Genomic DNA, 19,951 nt, shown 5'->3' on the forward strand with positions numbered 1-19,951 from the left:
TCCCCAACCAGTCTCTAGTCGAGGAAATCCGATGGCGGTGCGACACCCCACAAGTTGGCTGCGTAGACGCCTGGCTTCCAGACCTTCGGCCGCTGCGGGCGATCCTCGTGCCATGGCCGTGGCTCGAAGTAGCCGAGTTCCTCGTCGTTGATCTGATCCAGTTCGGTGAACAGCTCGACGATCTGCCCGTCCGGATCGCGATGATAGGTGTAGATGTTATGGCCCATCCCGTGCCGGCCCGGTCCCCAGATCAAAGGATGACCGCTCCGGCCGAGGATATCGCTGGCCGACTGTATGTGGCTCCAGTCACGCAGCTCGAAGGCGATGTGGTGCATCTTCACCCGAGCGCCCCGGACAAAGTTCACGGTATGATGATCGGGTCCGCAGCGCAGGAAGGCGAAGAAATCACCCATCCAGTCCGATTCCCGGAATCCGAGAACCTTCACGTACCAATTAACGATCTGCTGGACGTCGTCCACATTGAACGCCAGATGGCCAAGCTTCAGCGGAGCGACCCCGCGCTCGGCATAATTCTGCTGCGCGAAATCCCGCTCGGCATAGGCTTCAATGGTGGTGCCTTTTGGATCCGAGAAGGAGAGGAGTGATCTGATGCCGGGCTCCGGATCGGAGCGCAATTCCGCCGAAACATCATGCCCGGCGAGCTGGCGGGCATAATCCTTGAGATCGGTTCCTGGAGCGACTTGGAACGACAGTTTGCTGCACCGGGCCTCATCGCCTCGTGTGAGCACGACGGAGTGGTGGTCCAGCGTGCTCGCCAGATAAGCGCGATCCTTCTCGCGGTCGGTCAATGTGAGGCCCAGGACCTCGGTATAATAGGCAATCTGACGCTCAAGGTCAGGTGTCTCAAAAGTAGCATGTCCAATTTTCTTTACACCAATCACGGTTCATCTCCTCCGTCTTGCGATTGTCACTTCATGTGGTTTTCGATGGCGCCAAGCCCCTCGATCTCCACACGGACGATGTCGCCCGTGCGGAGAGCCTCGCGCGGTTGCCGGCCGAAGCCGACGCCTGCCGGCGTGCCGGTTGCGATCACGTCCCCGGGCTCCAGCGTCATGATTTTTGTCAGATGAGCGATGATCTCACGCACACCGAAGATCATCTGGTTGGTATTGGAATCCTGTTTGACGACGCCGTTCACCAGGCAGCGGATCGCAAGATTCTGCGGATCCGGTACCAGAGATGCCGGCGTCAGCCAGGGCCCCGTCGGCTGAAAGCCGTCCCAGCCCTTCTGCATCACCCAATCGACGCCCACGAATGGTCGGCTTTCGATCCAGTCCCTAGCGGAAATATCATTGATCACCGTGTAACCGGCGATGATGTCAAGCGCCGTCTCTTGCGGGACATTCCGGGCACGTCGCCCGACAACGAATCCAAGTTCTGCTTCCCAGTCGATCATTTGCGGCCAATCCGGCACGGGCACGGCCTTGCCATGGCCGTTAAGGCTGCCCGCCGGGCGCATGAAGGCATAGGGAAAGGCTGGCAATTCCGCCACGCGCATCTCGGCAAGATGGTCGCGGTAGTTGGTGCCGATACAGACGACCTTTCCCGGGCGCTCGATCGGTGGCAGCCAGTCGATAGCAGCCTCTTCCACCGGCCGGACCTGCGGGTCAGGCAAGTGCACCAAAGCCTTCTGAAGCTCCGGGAAGAACTCCTCCCAATGTTCCAAAAGCTCATCCAGGGTTAGGTCGTGCCAACGCTCTCCTGCCAGGAGATCGGCCGCCCGGTAGATGCGGCCGTTGAGGGCAAGCAACAACATCTTGCTCCCGTCGATACGACCCGAGCCCAATTTCAACATGCTCATGAATCCTCCCTACGACGATTGTCACCCTCGTATAATGTGTAGATTATTCCAATTAAATCGACAGTCAATAAAAAATCGATATTTACAACATCGCCGATTTTTGCTTCCATAAGAGCACTCGCGGTTACCGAAGTCAGGAGGTGGTGACCGATGGGAGAGGAGGAAGTGGGCTCGCCCATTTCGATGAGGAGGAAAAAATGAACACAATCGCAACGCCGGCCCACCGACCTGGAACAAGGGAGCGCGCGCCCGACGCCTTGCCTTACGAGTGCATCATTCAGCAGATCGAGCGGATGCCGATAATCCATTGGCATGTGCGGGCGGCGATCGTTTTCAAAACGAGCGAACGGGCTCTCGAAGAAATCGCACCATAGAGGCTGCTAGGTGGATACCGGGCGCAGGCGCCGCACCACGAGAGCACAACGCTACACTCTGAAATCGAAGGGAAGGGTCTGCACCATGACCACCAGCGCTCAAGTACTCGACGTGACAAGGCACAAGCGTGTCCAAAACTTTATCGATGGGGCTGCCGTGACGGGCGGCGATCACAATACCTTCGAGAACATCAACCCGGCAACCGGCGAGGTCGTTTCGCTGATCGAGGAGGCTACGGCTGATGATGTCGATCGTGCCGTTTCCGCCGCAAGTCGCGCGCTCTCCGGACCCTGGGGGAAGCTAACCCATCACGAGCGGGCAAAGCTCCTGCATCGCGTTGCCGACGGCATAGAAGCCAGGTTCCAGGCTTTTCTGGATGCGGAGGTGGCAGACACTGGCAAACCCGTCGGGATGGCATCGCATTTGGACATTCCACGAGGTGCCGCAAATTTCAGAGCTTTCGCAGACATCCTGCATCATCACGCAGGCGAGTTTTTCACGATGGCGACCCCCGATGGCGGCGAGGCGATCAACTACACCATCCGGGCGCCCAAAGGCGTCATCGCGGTCGTATGTCCCTGGAACCTACCATTTCTGCTGATGACCTGGAAGGTCGCGCCGGCGCTGGCTTGCGGCAACACGGTCGTCGTCAAGCCCTCGGAGGAAACCCCGAGTACCGCTGCCTTGCTTGGCGAAGTCATGCGGGAGGCCGGCGTGCCGGACGGTGTCTACAATGTGGTGCACGGGTTCGGGCCGGACTCCGCTGGCGAATGGTTGACCCGACATCCAGGCGTGGATGCGATCACCTTCACGGGCGAGACGCGAACGGGCTCGGCCATCATGAAAGCCGCAGCTGACGGAGTGCGGCCGGTATCGTTTGAGCTCGGCGGTAAAAATGCCGGACTGATCTTCGCTGACTGCGATCTCGATAAGGCGGTGGAGCAGACGGCGCGCGCAACATTCCTCAATGCCGGGCAGATCTGCCTGCAAACCGAACGTGTCTACGTCGAGCGCCCGATATTCGACAGGTTCGTGGCGGGGTTAGCGCAAGCCGCTCAAAACCTTGTCGCGGGCGACCCACATGATCCGAAGACGACCTTCGGGCCGCTGATCAGCCTTGGACACCGGGATAAGGTGCTATCCTATTATGAGGCGGCGCGGCGGGACGGCGCCACGATCGTGACCGGCGGCACCGCGCTCGATATGCCGGGTTCGTTAAACGGTGGAGCCTGGGTTGCTCCGACCATTTGGACGGACCTGCCGCACACGTCATCCGTCATACGCGAAGAAATCTTTGGTCCCTGCGTTCATGTTGAGCCTTTCGACACCGAGGAAGAGGCGGTCATGCGCGCGAATGACACGGAGTATGGGCTCGCGGCCATGGTCTGGACGCGCGATCTCAGCCGCGCGCATCGCGTCGCCAAGCGACTGGAAGCCGGGATCGTCTGGGTCAACAGCTGGTTCCTGCGGGATCTTCGCACCGCGTTTGGCGGCTCGAAGCATTCCGGGATCGGACGCGAAGGCGGCCTGCACTCACTCGAATTCTACACAGAACTGAAGAACGTCTGCATCAGGCTTTGAAAATAGGAGGACACCATGCTGGCTGAGAACGCCTCAATTCAGAGGATCGCTGATGCGCTCCATCTTGCGGAGACCGAGACGTCGCCTATCGAGCCGATCCGACCGATCCTCGCCGCTGGCGATATCGAAGCTGCCTATGCGGTGCAGGATATCAACACAGAGCGGGCTCTTGTGTCCGGTCGGCGCCTCGTCGGACGCAAGATCGGCCTGACCGCCAAGTCCGTGCAGCGGCAGTTGGGTGTCGATCAACCTGATTTCGGCATGTTGTTCGCCGATATGGAAGTGGAGAATGGCGGCGAACTCCCGCACGCCAGGCTGATCGCGCCGAAAGTCGAAGCCGAGGTGGCCTTCGTCATCGGTCGAAATCTGGCCATTCCACAACCGACCGTCGCCGATGTGATACGCGCCGTGGAGTTCGTCCTGCCGGCCCTGGAGATCGTGGATAGCAGGATCGCGAACTGGGACATCCGGATCGTCGATACGGTTGCCGATAACGCGTCGTCGGGACGCTTTGTTCTCGGATCCGTGCCCAGGCTTCTGGCGGGGCTCGACCTTCGCCTTGCCGGCATGGTGCTGGAGCATAACGGCGAACCGGCATCGACTGGCGCTGGCGCTGCCTGCCTTGGACATCCCTTGGTGGCCCTGCAGTGGCTGGCGCGCAAGATGTTCGACGTCGGCAGACCGCTGCAGGAGGGAGATATCGTGCTTTCGGGCGCTCTCGGTCCAATGGTTCCGGCAACGCCCGATAGCGTATTCGAGGCGCGCGTCTCCGGGCTTGGAACGGTGGCGGTCACCTTTACCTCGTCTGACAGGAGAGCATAATATGTCGGTTGCAGAACATGCAGAACGTGTCGACACCGCAGCCCGCGAGGCCCGCGCCATAGCGCAATTTCCCGAGGGCTCCTTCGATACCGAGACGGCCTACGCGATCCAGGCCTCCTCCGTCGCAAACCGCCTCGAACGCGGAGAGAGACTGGTGGGGGTAAAGATGGGATTTACCAGCCGCGCCAAGATGGCCCAGATGGGCATCGATCAGATGATCTGGGGCCGTCTGACCTCGGGCATGCTGGTGGAGGAGGGAGGAGATGTGGATCTGGCACGCTACGTTCATCCCCGCGTCGAGCCGGAGGTCGCCTTTTTGATTGGCAAGCCGCTGACAGGACACGTCACGCCCGCCGAGGCGCAAGCGGCACTGTCCGGTGTGGCGCCTGCTTTGGAAATTATTGACAGCCGCTATGCTGATTTCCGCTTTTCGCTGCCCAATGTGATCGCCGACAATAGTTCGTCTTCCGGTTTCGTGGTCGGTCCCTGGAGCCCGCCGGATACTGACGTGTCAACGCTCGGGATGGTCATGAGCTTCAATGGTCAGGCCGTCGCGATCGGTTCTTCCGCCGCCATCCTCGGGCATCCGATCCGCTCGCTCGTGGCTGCTGCTGCCATGGCGGGAGAAGCCGGCATCACACTTGAGCCCGGATTTATCGTCCTCGCGGGCGGCGCTACTGCGGCGGAGCCGCTGCGCCCCGGAGTTCGGGTCTCCCTAGCCGTCGAACGGCTTGGATCCGTGTCATTCCGCGTCAGGGGGGCCAAGTAATGCCGATCGTCACGATAAAACTATTGGAAGGGCGCTCGCGAGAGCAGAAGACTGCTCTCATGCGGGAGGTTACAGCTGCGGTCGTGAACAGCCTGGGTGTGGCCCCGCCAGCTGTCCGCGTCCTCCTTGAGGAAGTTTCGCCGGAGCACTGGAGTGTCGGCGGCATCAGCAAGGCCGAGCCCGTATCCGGTGGCGGGGTCACCCCTCCAACAGGAGATGTGCGATGATAGCCATAGAGCAACTTAGATACGTCCGCCTTGGAACGCGGGATCTCGCTGGAGCCGCCGACTTCGCCCAGCGCATTCTCGGCCTGCAATTGGTCGAGCGCACATCCGAGGCGGCTTATTTCCGCTCCGACTACCGCGATCATACTCTCGTCTATCACCATGGCGATCCCGCCGAACAGGCCATTGGCTTTGAGGTGCGGGATACGGAGACCCTTGAGCAAGCGTTGGCTGTGTTGAAGGATCGCGGCCTTGAGGCCGAAGAGGGAACGGCAGAGGGATGCCTCCTGCGCAAGGTCAAGGCCTATGGATCGTTCCGTGATGCGAGCGGCAATCTGATCGAACTTGTGGTGAGACCGCTTCACTCCGGCTGGCGTTATCACGCACCACGGGACGCGGGCGTGACCGGTCTTGCGGAGGTCGCTTTGCGGGGTGTTGCCGATGGCACCGGCGAGCGACTGTGGACCGAGCTGTTTTCAGGCCGCGTCAGCGACCGGGTAGGCGATACGGCCTATATCCGTTTCGACGATGCTCACCACCGGCTCGCCGTGTACCCTACCGACACGCCGGGCATCCTGGCGATCGAGTTCGGTGTCGAGAACGTCGATTTGATCATGCAGAACTCCTACTATCTGCAGGCCAACCAGGTGAGGATCATGCATGGCCCCGGTCGGCGTCCGACCTCCAACCAGGTCTTCGTGACCTTCCAGGGACCGGATGGAGTCTACTTCTCCTATGTGGCGGAAGGCGACCGTATCGAGGATGAGGACCGCCACCGGCCGCGTCAGTTTCCACGACAACCACTTTCCTTCTGTGCCTGGGGAAGCCACAGCGAAGTGCCTGAGTTCAACTGAAGCGCCTGAACCCGTGTCTATACGGGAGAGGCGGAGGAGCAATGAGGAGAGCGGCCGGAGCAAAGCCGCTGCAACCAGGAGGATCAACCGATGATCAATCTACAGGATGTCGCCTACGTCCGGCTCGGAACGCGCGATCTTGAGGGAGCCACCACCTTTGCGACCAAGTTTCTCGGCTTGGAAGTGGCTGAGCGAACCGCCAAGTCGGTCTACTTCAAGTCGGACGAACGGGAGCATACGCTCTGCTACACAGAGGGCGATCCCGCAGAACAGGCAGCGGCTTTCGAAGTGCGCGACCGATCCGATCTTGACGAGGCAGGCACGATCTTGGAGCGCCTGGGGCATGAGGTGCGGCGTGGAACGAGCGAGGAAGCGGAGTTGCGCAAGGCCTCCGATTTCATCGCGTTCCGCGATCCCACCGGCAATCCCATAGAACTCGTCTGGCGGCCCGCCTATAGCGGCAAGCGCTATCATGGTACCCGCGACGCCGGCATTACAAGCTTCAGCCACATCGGCTTGTGCACCACCGATCCCGCGCGCGACGAGCTATTCTGGACGCAGGTCTGCAATGCTCGCGTCAGTGACCGGATCGGGGATGCCCCACTCCTGCGCATCGATGAGGTTCATCACTCGATCGCCCTGTTCCCAACAAACCGGTCGGGGATCCAGCACATCAACCACCAGGTGGAGACCGGCGACGACATCATGCGGTCCTTCCATTTCCTGCGCGATCGCCAGGTGAACATGGTATTCGGGCCAGGGAAGCATCCGACATCGTCCGCCAAGTTCCTGTACTTCGAAGGGCCTGATGGCATGGTGTTCGAATACTCCTCGGGCGTCCGCTCCATCGCCGATGAGTTGCTTTACCGGGAACGGCAGTTCCCGTTCGAAGCCAAGGGCTTTTGCCAATGGGGCGCCAAGCCCGAAATCCGGGAGTTCAAATGACCGTGGACCCAGCGATCGCGGCTGCCTGGATCAGGGTGGCGGGCAGGGCTCTCGCGCGAAGCGGCCTGGTCCACGCCTACGGCCATTGCAGCGTCCGCCTCGATACGGGCACCATCATGGTGTCGCCGGCAAAACCGCTCGGCCTCGTTGCCGCTGGTGAGGAGTGCTCCATCGTCGCCCTCGAAGGCCCGCTACCAGACCATATTCTCGGGGAAGTCCGGATCCACCGCGAGATCTATCGGCGAAGGGTCGATGTAAACGGTGTGGTGCGGTCGATGCCGCCGAATGTCATGAGCCTCGGCACCTTGGCTCGCACAGCAAGGGCGAGACACGGGTTCGGCAGCTACTTCTATCCGGCCCCGCCGCTTTGGAACGATCCGCAACTCTTGCGGTCGGATGAGCAGGCTGCAGCGCTTGCGGAACAACTGGGTTCGGCCCCCGGCATCGCAATGCGGGGCAACGGCTTTGTCGCCGTGGGTCAAAGCCTTGCGCAGGCGGTGGTGCTGACCTGGTATGCCGAGGATGCGGCGCGGGTGGAGCTCGATTGCCTCAAGGCTTTGCCCGAGGAGCATCACAGGCTCCTCACCCGCGAAGAGGCACTCCAGCGAGCATCATGGTCCGGACGGATCCTCGAGCGCATGTGGGACTATCTTTCCGCCGGCGATCCTGAGCTGACGACACTTGATGCTCCGGCCAGCAAGACGCATCCGGGGGTCACTTCGTGAGCACCATTCCAGCACCGATCATGGCGAAGGTGTCGCGCCGCCTGCTTCCCTTCCTGTTCCTGTTGTTCCTGGTCAACTTCCTCGACCGCGTGAACGTCGGCTTCGCCGCCTTGCAGATGAACCAGCAACTCGGCTTCAGTCCGCAGGTGTTCGGTTTCGGCGCAGGGATATTCTTCCTGGGCTACACCGTGCTGGAGGTGCCAAGCAATATCGTGCTGCGGCGCGTTGGAGCACGGCTCTGGCTCTCGCGCATCTCCCTGTCCTGGGGACTGGTGGCGATGGCCACGGCGCTGGTGCAGGGGCCATTGTCGTTCTATGTCCTGCGTTTCCTGTTGGGTGTGGCGGAGGCGGGGTTCGTCCCGGGGCTACTGTACTATCTCTCCCTTTGGTATCCGCCGGAGCAACGGGCGCAGGCGATTGCCCGTGTCTGGCTTGCGACGGCCGCTGCCATCGTGCTTGGTTCACCTTTGTCGGCCGCACTGATGACGCTGGACGGCGTATTGGGTCTGCCGGGCTGGAAGTGGATCTTCCTGATCGAGGGCGCCCCCGCCGTCCTGCTTGGCATCCTCGGGTTCCGTGTCCTGACCAATTCGCCCGAAACGGCGGCATGGCTCGAGCCCGAAGAACGGACGGCCCTTGCCGCAAGTTTGACCGCCGGACAGGGGCAGGCCGCTTCGCACAAGGTCTCTGGCTTGGTAGCTGGGCTGCGGAGCCCGATGGTCTGGTCCCTGTCATTGGTGTTCTTTTGCATGGGCATCGGCTTCTTCGGCGTGACGATCTGGTTGCCTCAGATCGTCAAGCAACTCTCAGGTCTGTCGAACATCGAGGTCAGTCTGGTCACGACCATTCCCTTCGCTTTCGCTGCGGCCGGGATGGTTCTGAATGCGCGCCATTCCGACCGAACCGGAGAGCGCCGATGGCATCTTGTCATTCCGTTGCTGGTGGGAGCAATCGGTCTCGGTGGGAGCGCTCTTGTGCCCGAGCCGCTGTCCGCATTCGCCCTGCTGTGCCTCGCCGCTGCCGGCCTCTGGAGCGCGATCGGTGTGTTCTGGGCGCTTCCGGCAAATTTGCTGACAGGCGCTGCGGCGGCCGCTGGTCTCGCGCTCATCAATGCCATTGGCGGGATCTCCGGTTTTGTCGCGCCATACGGGATCGGCCTCCTGCGTGGGATCACGCCCAGCTTCTCGGCCGCTCTGCTGTGCATGTCTGCCAGCCTAATGGCTGCAGCCGTGCTCGCAGCCCTGCTGGGCCGTCAGCAGTCCGCTCTTCTGAGCAACAGCGAGCAAAAGGTCGCATAATTGCCTGACGGACCTGCACTCAGGTCTCCTGCCAAAAATGCGCCACGGCGGCTTGCGTGTGGAACAGCTTTGAACAGGCTCTCACACGCTCTCGGTGATTGTTGCAGCTACTGCGGTGCGGTCCCATCCGCACTTCATTGAGGAATGGTGCGTCTTATCCCAACCGAATCGAGTGCCTGGACAAGCGTCTCCCGGCACCTCACCGCGATGTCGTCCGCGGACATCGCATCAAACTCACAAGAGAAGACTTCAGGCCCAACCCGGCGAAGACCGCCGATATCTTTCAGCGTTTGCAGGATCGCGGAAATCGGAAATTCACCCGCTCCCGGAGGAACGCGGTCCTCAAGGCAATCCTGAAATTTGGATCGGTGCGCCGGCACATGCGCCAGACCGTCTGCGAGCTGGACGCACGAAATCTTGTCACCAGGAATGGTCCGCAGCAGCTCAAATGGCAAACCGCTTCGCACGAAGTGCCAGAAATCAAAGGTCAGTCCACTGTTCTTTCGATCGGCATTGCGCACGATGGTCCATGCGGTGGCGAGATCGGGAATGGCCCAGTCCAGTGGAATGAACTCAAGATCACATCGTATTCCATAGTCTGCCGCGCGGTCGCAGAGCGCTGCAAAATCCCCCGTCATTTCGTCAACCGACATGCTGCCATGTGGAGCGACGGTCATCGCCGTCAGCGACTCCACCTTGAGTGTGCTTGCTATGCGAAGAAAGTCATCGACCGAAAAGCTGAAGAACGCGAGCGGCATCCCTCCACCGATGATGTTCTCCGGCTTCCATTGCCGACACCATCTACATAAAGGGTCCAAGTGTGAAATACCGATGCCGGAGTCGGCGGCGAGCTGCAACATGTCTTCGCTGGAAAAACCCTCCAGCAGGCTTTGAATGTATTTGAGCGGTGTCGTGGAGAGCTTGTCGAAGCCGGCGGTCTTGGTGGCGCGGATCTGTTCCCGGAGAGACAGGGATCGCACAGTGCCTTCCCACATTATCGTTTCAGGAAATGCCGTCATGTGTAATCTCCAGGACCTTGGTTGCAGATCCCGCCAGCAGCGTATGCAAAGCGCGCTTGACGGACAGGTTTAGTGCGGCGAGTGAAGGCGCAGTTCAACCGCCGCTACCGAAAAACTCGACCAGCTGCGACGCGACAAAATCCGGTCTTTCCTCCCCGATCCAATGACCACAGCGTTCGATGACGCCTCCTGTGACATCGGTCGCTGCCATATCGAGGCATTGTTTGGTTAGCGGACCGAGACAAGCCTCTCCCGCCCAGGCAGAGACCGGGATCGTCAATTTGTGCTGCTTGTGCTGCGCGTTTTGTGCCGCCGATGTGAAATAGCTCTGGTAATATTGCAGACCGGCCCGGAGGGCCCCGACATTGGTCATTGCCTGCACATATTCCTCCGTTTCCGTGGAGGTGATTGCTGAGGGATCGTAGGCGTAGGTCTGGAAGAACCAACGAAGATAGAGGTCTTCCCGGCCCGAGATCAGTGTGAAAGGAATGTCCGGAACCGACTGGAAGCCCATGTGCCAAAGGAAATTGCCATTCGGCTGGGGCGTCATCGCCTCCTCCATAATGCCAAAGCCAGGCAACACCATCTCGAATATGGCGAGCTTGCGCACCTGTTGTTGGAACTGTGCAGCATAGGAATAGGCGACCGCTGCGCCCCAGTCATGCCCGGCCAAAAAGATGCGCTCGAATCCGAGCGATCCAACCAGTTCACGGATATCATCGGCAACATTGTTGGTGTCATAGCCCGCCTCGGCTTTCGAGGTGGCGCCAAACCCACGCATATCAGGAGCTATCACGGTGAAATGGTCGGACAGTACCGGGATGATCCGCTTCCAGCTGGCCCAGTTCTGGGGCCAACCGTGCAGTAGCACCAGCGGCTCACCCTTGCCGGCGCGGACATAGTGCATCCGGATATCCTTGACCCTCACTGTATGGTGTTCGAATGAGGTGCTCATGCTTCAATCCTCCCTGGGTGTCAAAGCTGACGATGCCGCCCGCGCATTCCGTTCCTGTTCTTGGGAACGCCTGCTGCATCAGCAAGCGTGTTTTCCTTTCCGGTGCGCATCGTGAGAATTGCAAGGAGGCGGAGGACCATGATCTTCCGCCTCCCTGATCTCACCAGGCGCGAACGCCGCCGTCGACCGCGATGTCGGCACCTGTGACGTAGCTCGCATCATCGCTCGCCAGGAACGCGACCACGCTTGCGATCTCTTCGGGCTGACCCATGCGATTCATCATCGCGCGGCCGAGCTGAACGCGGCACCATTCCGGATTTTCCAGGATGAAGCGCGTCTGGTTCGTCTCGATCGTGCCGGGCGACACCGAATTGGCGCGAATGCCGTGTTTGCGGCCTTCCATCGCCAGGTGACGTGTCATCGAGAGCACGCCGCCTTTGGCTGCGGAATGGGCAAGGCCGGGGAGCAGCTCTATCCCCGCCCAGGCGGAGAGCGAGGCTGTGTTGATAATCGCGCCTTTGCGCTTTGTGAGTTCGGGCCAGGCTGCGCGGGTGAGCAGGAAGACGAGATCGAGCTCTTGGTTGATCGTCTTATACCAAGTGTCGTCGTCCATCTCCTCGATCCAGGCGAAGTAGGCCATGGCGCCATTGTTGAATAGCACGTCGATCCCGCCGAAACGCTCGACTGCCGTTTTCACCAGCCGCTCGCATTCCTCTTTCTTGGTGAGGTCGGCCGGATGAACGGAGATCATGGTGCCTCCGGCCTCCTGCACCAGACGCACAGTTTCTTCGGCACCGACCGGCGCGATGTCGCAGCCGACGATGTTGGCACCCTCGGATGCGAAGCGCAGACAGGTGGCGCGGCCGATACTGCCGCCAGAGCCGGTTACGATGCAGGTCTTGCCAGCTAGCCGTTTGGTCAGGTCCACCATGTCAGGCGCCCTTCTCGTACATTGGTGCCATGTCGATGTAGATCCACAGCCGATCGATCTTGCCCGGCGCGACCCGGCGCAGATGGCTCGCGACCGGCAGCGCCGTCTCACTCCCATCATGGTGGATGTAGGTGATCACGCCGACCTGCACAGCCATGTCATCAAGCTGCACCAATTCCTCCCGCCTGTGGCGCATGCCGCGGATAGTCGACCAGAAGTTTCGAAACAGCTCTTCCGCAGTCGACTTGCCGATGACCGGCGGCGCGTTTCCGAAACGAATCTCGACGTCGTTCGAGAACCAGCCAGCCAGTTTTTCGATCTGAAAGCTGTCGGCATCTCGAAAGAAATCAGCGACCCAGTCGTCGTGTCGAGCGGCAACGGCCGCCACGGGGTTAAGCGCTTCTGTCGCTGCACTGCTATCTCCCGGTCTCATAGCTTGCCCTCCTTCACCAGTTCGCGCACCTTTTGGAGCGTTGCGTTGACAGCGTTGACATAGGCTTGCCGCATGCTCTCTCCTTTTGCGCGTTCTTCGGGCGAACCGGGTTCGGTCCCAGGGTAGGGGAGACTGAAAGTGAAGGTGAGCAGCAGGCCCTTGTCGCTCTCGCTGATCGTGTTCTGGATAAAGCCGCCAGTGCCAACCCGTTCAAACTGCACCTGCACGGGCGCATGGAGCGTGATGAACTCCTTGAAGTTGTCTCCGGCGAAGGTGACCTCTCGCAAGAGGGTGTTGCCCTTGCGCTCGACCACCTCACATCGGGACATGCCGGGTACGAACGGGAGTGCGTTCTCCGCCTTCATCTCCAGGCCCCTCCAGGCCTGTTCGGCGTTCAAGATGGGAGATGCTCCCTGGGGGTTCACTTCCATGGCGTAGGATAATGTGTACATGAAGCCTCCTCGCTTCGGTCAGATCGATAGATAACCACCATCAACCGCGACGGCGGCGCCGTTCATGAAGGATGCATCGTCGGAGAGTAGCCATTTGACGCTCTCGCCGATTTCGGACGGCTCTCCGAAACGACCCATCGAGTGGCGCGTGCGCAGTCGCTCGAACATGGCCGTGAAGTTCGGATCTTCGCTCAGGCGTGCGATCATCGGGGTACGGGTGACGCCGGGCAGTACCGCGTTCACGCGAATACCATGAAAGCCGTAATCCGCTCCCGCGGCGCGTGTCAGGCCGATGACGCCATGCTTTGCCGCGCAATATTCCGAGGCTCCGGCCATACCGATCTGGCCGAGGGAGGAGGCGGTGTTGACGATCGAGCCACCTCCCGTCTCCAGCATCGCCTTGACCTGATGTTTTACGCAAAGGAAGACCGCGGTGAGATCGATGTCGATGGCGCGCTGCCATTCCGCCAGGCTGAGGTCGGCGAGTGGCTTGTTGCGCTGCTCGACGCCGGCATTGTTGAATGCACCGTCAAGGCGGCCATAGATGGCGATCGCCTTGGCCACCAGGGCGGCAATCGCGTCCTCGGAGGCTAGATCAGCGGCAACGAAGACGGCCTCGCCACCGGCTTCTCTAGCTATCCGAGCGGTCTCCTCGCCGCTTTCCTGAGCCACGTCGCTGACGATCAAGCGCGCTCCTGCAGCGGCCAGCACCGAACATGTCGCCCGTCCGATACCTCCACCCGCACCGGTCACTATAATCGACTTGCCATCAAGGATGCCCATCAGAGCCTCCCATTCGCAGCTTGGGCGCCGGCGAAGTATCGCGCAACTGGAAAGATAGGCGCTGTTACAGAAGCTCTGTTGGTAAGGTTATGCTGCCAGCCGTCGGGGCTGATCAATGCCAGGATTGTCTCCGCAGCGGCGTTTCGCGGCTCCAGAATCCCACGCGCAACACGAATGGCGACGGCGAAGCGCCGATCCAAATCAGTCATATTCTCCTCCCTTTTGCGAACGTAAAACCCACATGACGGCGCCACAAATAGCGTCCCGAGTGAATTCACGCTGGCAGATAATAACTGTAAAAGTGACTTTATCGATTGTCAACGTAATTAGTATATTTTAGTTTTTATCGATTTTTTTCGTAATAGCGATGACGATCGCGAAGCTGGATCTCTGCATTCAAGGGATGCTCCCAGGAGAGCGATCCGGCTGCCGTGTGGGCTCGGCAGTGAATGGTAGTCGGCCGTCGTTTTGAACAGGGCAACATCCAGATAGGCGAGATTGAACGTATTCGGCTGCCGGTCGGGACCTGCACAGATCGGAATAAATAGACTAAATGGGAAATGATTGATCCATTTGTGAGGTAATAAGGTGGAATTTCTGAATGACATGGCTCTGTTCGTCGAAGTCGTGAAAGCAAAGAGCTTTCGTGGAGCTGCGGAAGTCACCAGTGTCCCGAACTCCACTTTGTCGCGTCGCATCAGTGCCCTGGAGAAAGCGATCGGACTGCGGCTGTTGCATAGGACAACCCGGCGGATCGAGCTGACGGAGGCCGGCCTGATTTACTTCGAACGCTGCAAGCGTATCGTTGACGAAGCACGGCTGGCGCACGAGCAACTCGGCGAGATACTGGCTCAGCCGAGCGGCTTGCTTCGGGTCTCCCTGCCGGTGGATTTTGCAAACACCTATCTAGCACCGCTGATCGCCGAATTCGCCGACCTTTATCCGGGGATCAACTTCGAGTTCGATCTGACGCCGAGAAGGGTCGATCTGGTTTCGGAACCTTTCGACGTTGCCATTCGCATGGGAGAACCCGAGCCATCCCATATGATCGCACGGCCACTTGCCCGTCTTTCTCCGCATCTCTTCGCGTCCCCGCGATATCTGGAGCTTAACGGAGAACCGAAGAAGCCCTCGGATCTCCTCAACCATCAATGCCTGTGCATGCTAAAAACCAAGGTGTGGACGTTGAGCAATGGGACTGACACCGATGAGGCCACCATTGGCGGTCGGTTCCGGCTGAACAGCATAGGAATGATCCGACGTCTCGCTTCGCTCGACATGGGCATTGCGATGCTTCCGGACGAGATCGTCTCCGATGAATTGGCCAGCAACAGGCTGCGGCGCGTTCTTCCCGGCTGGTGCGGCGCGCCCACGCCCGTCTATGCGATCACCGAGACCAGATTGCTCCCTGCAAAGACACAGCGATTTATCGAGTTCCTGAAAGAGCGGCTGAAATAGAATCGCCCCGCTCGCGATTGGCAGCGAGCGGGGCGGATAAATTGTTCGGGAGTTTTTCGAAATTAGTTGCGGACGTTGCCGCCGTCCGCCACGATCGTCTGGCCCGTCACGAACGCCGAATCCTGCGAGCATAGGAACGAAACGACACCGACGATGTCTGAGGGTTCGATGACCCGCGGGATAGCCTGGACTTTGGGCAGGTAGTCGAAGATTTCCTCGTTCTCGCCGCGCATCGACTTCGTGTTGGTCAGCCCTGGCGCGATCACGTTGACGGTGATGCCGGATGCGCCGACTTCGCCAGCCAGAGCCCGCGTAAAGCCGATGACGCCGCCCTTACTTGCGACGTAAGAGGACATCTGGGTGGTATTGAGCCAGTAGGTCGTGCTGGCGACGTTGACGATCCGACCGAAGCCGCGCTCAACCATGCCCGGCACGAACGCCTTGCACATCAGGAACGGTCCGTCGAGGTTGACGCTGATGACCTTGCGCCAGAGATCATAATCCGTTTCGGCGAACGACTTCCATGGATAGATTCCCGCGTTGTTGACGAGGGCGGTAACGGGCGGGAGGGTCTTTGCGACCTCGGTGGCGAATTCCGCCGTCGAGATGGGCGAGGTCACGTCGACCTTGGCCGAAAAGAACTTGCGTCCCGCGGCCTCTACCATCGCCTTTGTTTCCGATGCATCGCCGACGTCGGCGACCGCGATATCGAAGCCATCGGCGGCAAGCCTCCGGGCATAGGCTTGACCGATGCCGTTGGCGGCTCCGGTGACGACGGCGGTTCCCTTGGACATGCTACAGTCTCCATTTGCAGATCGAGGTTCAAACTAGCCTTCCAGGCAACGACATCATGGTTTCGTCGGTGGAAGTCTTTGGCCCATGATACAAAAGATTGGCTGCTGCCGGTGCGGATTAAAGAGCCATCATTGGGAATAACTGCTCCATATTTGGAGCAGTTATTCCCAGGCTAAGGAGGTAGAGACGGTTACGGGTGAGGGGACGTCCGGCAAGTGCTCAACCGCTTATGGTTCCTTCGCGCGAAAACGCGGCGCGCCGGTCAATGAGAAAGAGAACGAGATCCGTTTCTGTGGTCGCGGTCACATCGGGCGCGGCTTCATCCGCGCTGATCGTCAGCGCCGTATGGGTTTCGGCCTCCTGATGGCCCACCAGCACGCTGCCGCGAAAGACATAGAGCCAACGATCGAACCCGGGCATTGATGGCAGGCTGATGCTTTTGCCGGCCGACAGGTGCGTATCGTAGAGATAGATGGCCTGGCGAACGAAACTCGGTGCTGCCGATCCGACAGGCCCGGTCAGAAGCCGCCATTGATCGGTCCGCGCTGTCTCGTCCAGGCTGACAAACTGAACTCCAGGCTCCATGTCCGCCGTCTCGGGTCGAACGAAGATCTGCAGCATTTCAATCTGATCCTTGCCGACGACCTCTTCCTCGTGAGAAAAGCCGCTGCCGGCATTCATGACCATCAGCCGACCGGGCGAGATGACCTCGCTCTGGCCAGCCGAGTCCGTGTGCTCCATGTTGCCTGAGCGCAGATAGCTGATGATCTCGTCGTTGCGATGCTCATGCATCCTGACGACGAGGCCGGGCTGCAGCCGAGCATGGTCGACAATTCCAAGCCCGCCAAAGCCTGCGTCATCCCGTTGCCGCAGGGAAATGCCTGGGCGGATTCGGCGAAGTTGGAACGGGCCTTGCGCTCTCACCAGATGCGTTTCGGGTGATACGACGCCAATCCCCTTGATGGGAGCTACTTCTAAGGTCATGTTCTTTACTCCTTGCTTTGGGCGGGCTGGATATAGGTTACGAGATCGGCGGAAGCACTTCGGTGAACAGCAGCTGGATGAGCTTCTGGCCGTTCGGCGTGCCCCAGTTCTGGGCAAGTTCCGCGATCATGGTGTTGGTTGCGGTCAGGATGACGCCGCCGTCCTGCATACGCCGGCGGGACATGTCTTCGGACAGTTCGTAAGGCGAACCCGAAGCGTCCATGACGGCCTGTACTTCGTAACCTTCGGCGACGGCATCGATTGCCGGGAAGACGAGGCAGACGTCGGTTGTGACGCCAGCCATGATCAGGTTCTTGCGTCCCGTCGCTTCCACCGCGGCCTTGAAGTTAGAGTCGGTCCAGGCATTGACGATGCCTTCGCGTTTGACGCGCTTTTCGAAAGCCTCGGGCAGGATTTCCTGCAGTTCCGGCAGAAGCGGCCCCTGCAGGCGATCTTCCTGGCTGGAGGTGAGCACGGTCGGGATGCCAAGAATGCTGGCGGCCTTGGCGAGCGCCAGCGACATGCGCTTGGCCTGCTCGACATCGATGTTCTTGATGAGCTTCATCGTGCCGACCTGATGATCGATCAGCAGAAGTGCGGAATTCTCGGCTGTGAATTTTGTGGTCATAATTAATCTCCTCGGTGCGTTGTGAGCTTTGTTGCTCGCCGTGGAAAATATGGATGGAACGGAATGCTAGCTAGACTTGATTTTTGCGGTGCTTATGCTCCATAAATGGAACATGAAAACATTCGACGATTTTGATGGGTTGGCGCTGTTCATTCGTATTGCGCAGGCCGGCGGACTGGCCTCGGCCGAACGCGCGACGGGCATCCCGAAGGCCACACTCTCCCGCCGGCTATCGGTGCTAGAGGAAAGCTTGAACGTCAGGCTTGTGCGTCGAACGAAGAAGGGAGTGGTGCTCACGGAGCAGGGGCAGCAACTCTTCGATCGAAGCCAAACGGCGTTCATGTTGGCCGAACAAGCGGTAGCCGAGGTTCAGGATGAGCGCGTCGCACTGTCGGGTACGGTGCGCCTGTCGCTCCCTCCCGACATGGCGACTGCGGTTCTTGCCCCGACCCTCATCGACTTCAAGACGAGATATCCCGACGTCACGATAGAGATGACGCTTGCGGATCGCCGGGTCTCGTTGATCGAGGAGGGATATGATCTTGTCGTCCGCATGGGGCCGGTTGCCGACTCCGAACTGATGTTCAAGAGGATAGCGACCTTGCCGCGAACGCTCGTTGCCAGTCCCGCGTTCCTCTCGGGACATCCTGATCTGAGCGCTCCAGGCGACGTGGAAATGCTGCCGGCCCTGGCGATCCGTCGCGATCGGATCGAATGGGATCTGCAAAATGCCCAGGGCGTGCGCGAAACCGTGCGTCCCAGAATCGGCTTTGCCGCAAACCGCCAGACCATTCTTGTCGAGGCGGCCTGTGCCGGTCTTGGCATTGCCAATCTGCCCAAATTCATGATCAAGGACGCTATAACAGCCGGTGCGCTCGTTCCCGTCCTGCCTGATTGGGAGCCGTCACCGGTCGAAATGACAGCGTTGTGGCAGAAGGACAGGATCACGGCGCGCCTCATCAAGGCCATCGTCAGTGATTTCGAAGAGGCGTTGCGTGCCAAGCTGGCCGAGATTTAGCGCTCGTCTTCCGCCCATCTATCCTCGTCTTAGATCCTTCGACTTTATCACGTCATCCATTTGCGGTGCTCGGCGAAGCGCTCGACCAGCAAGTCGATGAAGAGCCTCACCTTCGTCGGCAGATGGCTGCGGTTGGGATAGATGGCATTGATTGTAAATTCCACACCGCGGAACTCAGGCATCATCCGGATCAACCGGCCTTCGGCAAGGTCCTCGGATACAATGAAGCTTGGCGCGAGCCAGACCGCACGACCGTTGACTGCAAGGTGGCGCAACGTCTCGGCGCTGTTGGAACGGGCGTTGCCTTGTACTCTTACACTTGCCGGCTCCCCGTTGTCCGCTTCAAAATGCCATTCGTCGCCATACGGATAGTAGCTGTATTGAAGGCAGTTGTGGGCTGCGAGCTCGGCCGGTGTCTTCGGCTCCGCATGTTCCTCGAGATAGGACGGGGAGCATACGAGGACGTGCCGCCATGACGTCAGCTTTCGAACCATGAGGCTGGAATCCGGGGACGGCACGGTGCGGATCACGAGATCGTGGCCATCCTCGATCATGTCGATCGTCCGTTCGCCGATGTCTACGTCCATGGAGACTGAGGGGTAGAGCTGGAGATATTCATCGATGACGGGAAGCAGAAAGCGGACAATGGCGGCGCTTGAATAGATCTTGAGCGTGCCACGGGGCGTCGTGGTCAGCGCGCCCGCGGCCCGGTCCGCTTCTTCGAGTTCGGCCAGTATCTGAGACGAGCGGTCGTAATAGAACTTGCCCGTTTCCGTCAGGCTCACCTTGCGCGTCGTGCGATTGAGCAGGCGAACGCCGAGCCTCTCCTCAAGTGATTGCACATGGGTGGCAACCATTGTCACCGACATGTTGAGCCGCCGTGCCGCCGCCGAGAAACCACCATGCTCGACCACCTTTCCGAAGACCGAAAGACTTGTCAGACGATCCATGCACACCTCCTGATTATCCGCTCTCAGCGTATGATCCTTACCGATATACGCGGATTATCAAAAGGCGACCAGCGGGGCATTTATGCGGTCCATAGAACGCAATCGTGCCCCGCATCATCAACGGGGCGGA

General features: G+C 59.9%; 23 protein-coding genes. 11 read left to right on the forward strand and 12 right to left on the reverse strand.

Translation table 11 applies throughout. From position 1 onward, the window contains the following. Positions 1–14: 14 nt before the first annotated feature. Together PMI03_RS01265 and PMI03_RS01270 are read right to left on the reverse strand one after the other, a co-directional pair. Positions 15–902 carry a VOC family protein gene (locus PMI03_RS01265; protein WP_007689085.1) on the reverse strand — a complete coding sequence of 296 codons (888 nt, stop codon included), beginning with the start codon at positions 900–902 and terminating at the stop codon, positions 15–17. Between the two features lie 26 nt (positions 903–928). Next, positions 929–1,822 carry a fumarylacetoacetate hydrolase family protein gene (locus PMI03_RS01270; RefSeq protein WP_012649216.1) on the reverse strand — a complete coding sequence of 298 codons (894 nt, stop codon included), beginning with the start codon at positions 1,820–1,822 and terminating at the stop codon, positions 929–931. 197 nt (positions 1,823–2,019) lie between these two features. On the opposite strand from PMI03_RS01270, the gene PMI03_RS31430 reads away from it, so the two are divergent. The 9 genes from PMI03_RS31430 to PMI03_RS01315 all read left to right on the forward strand — a co-directional run bounded on the left by PMI03_RS31430 (position 2,020) and on the right by PMI03_RS01315 (position 9,415). Further along, positions 2,020–2,196, forward strand: a complete 177-nt coding sequence (locus tag PMI03_RS31430; RefSeq protein ID WP_007689087.1) for a hypothetical protein — start codon at positions 2,020–2,022, stop codon at positions 2,194–2,196. A gap of 85 nt (positions 2,197–2,281) precedes the next feature. Then, positions 2,282–3,778 carry a 2-hydroxymuconic semialdehyde dehydrogenase gene (locus tag PMI03_RS01280; protein WP_007689088.1) on the forward strand — a complete coding sequence of 499 codons (1,497 nt, stop codon included), beginning with the start codon at positions 2,282–2,284 and terminating at the stop codon, positions 3,776–3,778. A 15-nt stretch (positions 3,779–3,793) separates the two neighbouring features. Further along, a complete protein-coding gene (locus PMI03_RS01285) occupies positions 3,794–4,600 on the forward strand; it encodes a 2-keto-4-pentenoate hydratase (RefSeq protein ID WP_007689090.1) in 807 nt (268 codons plus the stop codon). A gap of 1 nt (position 4,601) precedes the next feature. Then, positions 4,602–5,369, forward strand: coding sequence for a 2-keto-4-pentenoate hydratase (locus PMI03_RS01290; RefSeq protein ID WP_007689092.1), 768 nt, complete (start codon positions 4,602–4,604; stop codon positions 5,367–5,369). Further along, positions 5,369–5,596, forward strand: coding sequence for a 2-hydroxymuconate tautomerase (locus tag PMI03_RS31980; protein WP_007689094.1), 228 nt, complete (start codon positions 5,369–5,371; stop codon positions 5,594–5,596). The genes PMI03_RS01290 and PMI03_RS31980 overlap by 1 nt, the downstream gene beginning before the upstream one ends. Further along, a complete protein-coding gene (locus PMI03_RS01300) occupies positions 5,593–6,447 on the forward strand; it encodes a VOC family protein (RefSeq protein ID WP_007689096.1) in 855 nt (284 codons plus the stop codon). Before PMI03_RS31980 ends, PMI03_RS01300 begins: the two co-directional genes overlap by 4 nt. A gap of 90 nt (positions 6,448–6,537) precedes the next feature. After that, positions 6,538–7,392, forward strand: coding sequence for a VOC family protein (locus PMI03_RS01305; RefSeq protein ID WP_007689098.1), 855 nt, complete (start codon positions 6,538–6,540; stop codon positions 7,390–7,392). Further along, the gene (locus tag PMI03_RS01310; RefSeq protein WP_007689099.1) at positions 7,389–8,117 is read left to right on the forward strand and encodes a class II aldolase/adducin family protein; all 729 of its coding nucleotides are present in this window, start codon (positions 7,389–7,391) and stop codon (positions 8,115–8,117) included. The genes PMI03_RS01305 and PMI03_RS01310 overlap by 4 nt, the downstream gene beginning before the upstream one ends. Beyond that, a complete protein-coding gene (locus PMI03_RS01315) occupies positions 8,114–9,415 on the forward strand; it encodes an MFS transporter (RefSeq protein ID WP_007689102.1) in 1,302 nt (433 codons plus the stop codon). The genes PMI03_RS01310 and PMI03_RS01315 overlap by 4 nt, the downstream gene beginning before the upstream one ends. 134 nt (positions 9,416–9,549) lie before the next feature. Here the strand turns inward: PMI03_RS01315 and PMI03_RS01320 are convergent, their stop codons facing one another. The 6 genes from PMI03_RS01320 to PMI03_RS01345 all read right to left on the reverse strand — a co-directional run bounded on the left by PMI03_RS01320 (position 9,550) and on the right by PMI03_RS01345 (position 13,988). Continuing rightward, complete coding sequence (locus tag PMI03_RS01320) at positions 9,550–10,434, reverse strand: sugar phosphate isomerase/epimerase (protein WP_007689104.1); 885 nt, start codon at positions 10,432–10,434, stop codon at positions 9,550–9,552. A gap of 94 nt (positions 10,435–10,528) precedes the next feature. Next, complete coding sequence (locus tag PMI03_RS01325; RefSeq protein ID WP_007689106.1) at positions 10,529–11,389, reverse strand: alpha/beta fold hydrolase; 861 nt, start codon at positions 11,387–11,389, stop codon at positions 10,529–10,531. Between the two features lie 160 nt (positions 11,390–11,549). Continuing rightward, entirely contained in the window at positions 11,550–12,320 is a 771-nt protein-coding gene (locus PMI03_RS01330; protein ID WP_007689110.1) for an SDR family NAD(P)-dependent oxidoreductase, read from the reverse strand. A gap of 1 nt (position 12,321) precedes the next feature. Then, positions 12,322–12,753, reverse strand: coding sequence for a nuclear transport factor 2 family protein (locus PMI03_RS01335; RefSeq protein WP_007689112.1), 432 nt, complete (start codon positions 12,751–12,753; stop codon positions 12,322–12,324). Further along, positions 12,750–13,205, reverse strand: coding sequence for an SRPBCC family protein (locus PMI03_RS01340; protein WP_007689114.1), 456 nt, complete (start codon positions 13,203–13,205; stop codon positions 12,750–12,752). Before PMI03_RS01340 ends, PMI03_RS01335 begins: the two co-directional genes overlap by 4 nt. Positions 13,206–13,223: 18 nt before the next feature. Next, the gene (locus tag PMI03_RS01345; RefSeq protein WP_007689116.1) at positions 13,224–13,988 is read right to left on the reverse strand and encodes an SDR family NAD(P)-dependent oxidoreductase; all 765 of its coding nucleotides are present in this window, start codon (positions 13,986–13,988) and stop codon (positions 13,224–13,226) included. Positions 13,989–14,576: 588 nt separating this feature from the next. On the opposite strand from PMI03_RS01345, the gene PMI03_RS01355 reads away from it, so the two are divergent. Beyond that, positions 14,577–15,446 carry a LysR family transcriptional regulator gene (locus tag PMI03_RS01355; protein ID WP_007689118.1) on the forward strand — a complete coding sequence of 290 codons (870 nt, stop codon included), beginning with the start codon at positions 14,577–14,579 and terminating at the stop codon, positions 15,444–15,446. A 62-nt stretch (positions 15,447–15,508) separates the two neighbouring features. Here PMI03_RS01355 and PMI03_RS01360 read toward each other — a convergent pair whose 3' ends face one another. The 3 genes from PMI03_RS01360 to PMI03_RS01370 all read right to left on the reverse strand — a co-directional run bounded on the left by PMI03_RS01360 (position 15,509) and on the right by PMI03_RS01370 (position 17,853). After that, on the reverse strand, positions 15,509–16,240 hold the full coding sequence (locus PMI03_RS01360; RefSeq protein ID WP_007689119.1) for an SDR family NAD(P)-dependent oxidoreductase: 732 nt from the start codon (positions 16,238–16,240) through the stop codon (positions 15,509–15,511). A 220-nt stretch (positions 16,241–16,460) separates the two neighbouring features. Further along, the gene (locus PMI03_RS01365; protein ID WP_007689120.1) at positions 16,461–17,225 is read right to left on the reverse strand and encodes a pirin family protein; all 765 of its coding nucleotides are present in this window, start codon (positions 17,223–17,225) and stop codon (positions 16,461–16,463) included. Between the two features lie 37 nt (positions 17,226–17,262). After that, the gene (locus PMI03_RS01370) at positions 17,263–17,853 is read right to left on the reverse strand and encodes an isochorismatase family protein (protein ID WP_007689121.1); all 591 of its coding nucleotides are present in this window, start codon (positions 17,851–17,853) and stop codon (positions 17,263–17,265) included. A 112-nt stretch (positions 17,854–17,965) separates the two neighbouring features. Between PMI03_RS01370 and PMI03_RS01375 the strand changes: the two genes are divergently transcribed. Then, on the forward strand, positions 17,966–18,871 hold the full coding sequence (locus tag PMI03_RS01375; RefSeq protein WP_012649222.1) for a LysR family transcriptional regulator: 906 nt from the start codon (positions 17,966–17,968) through the stop codon (positions 18,869–18,871). A gap of 47 nt (positions 18,872–18,918) precedes the next feature. Here the strand turns inward: PMI03_RS01375 and PMI03_RS01380 are convergent, their stop codons facing one another. Next, positions 18,919–19,821: a LysR family transcriptional regulator gene (locus tag PMI03_RS01380; protein WP_007689125.1), complete on the reverse strand. Its 903-nt coding sequence runs from the start codon at positions 19,819–19,821 to the stop codon at positions 18,919–18,921. Between the last annotated feature and the right edge of the window lie 130 nt (positions 19,822–19,951).

It is taken from the genome of Rhizobium sp. AP16 (assembly GCF_000281735.1).
In the GTDB taxonomy this organism is placed as follows: Bacteria; Pseudomonadota; Alphaproteobacteria; order Rhizobiales; family Rhizobiaceae; genus Rhizobium; species Rhizobium rhizogenes.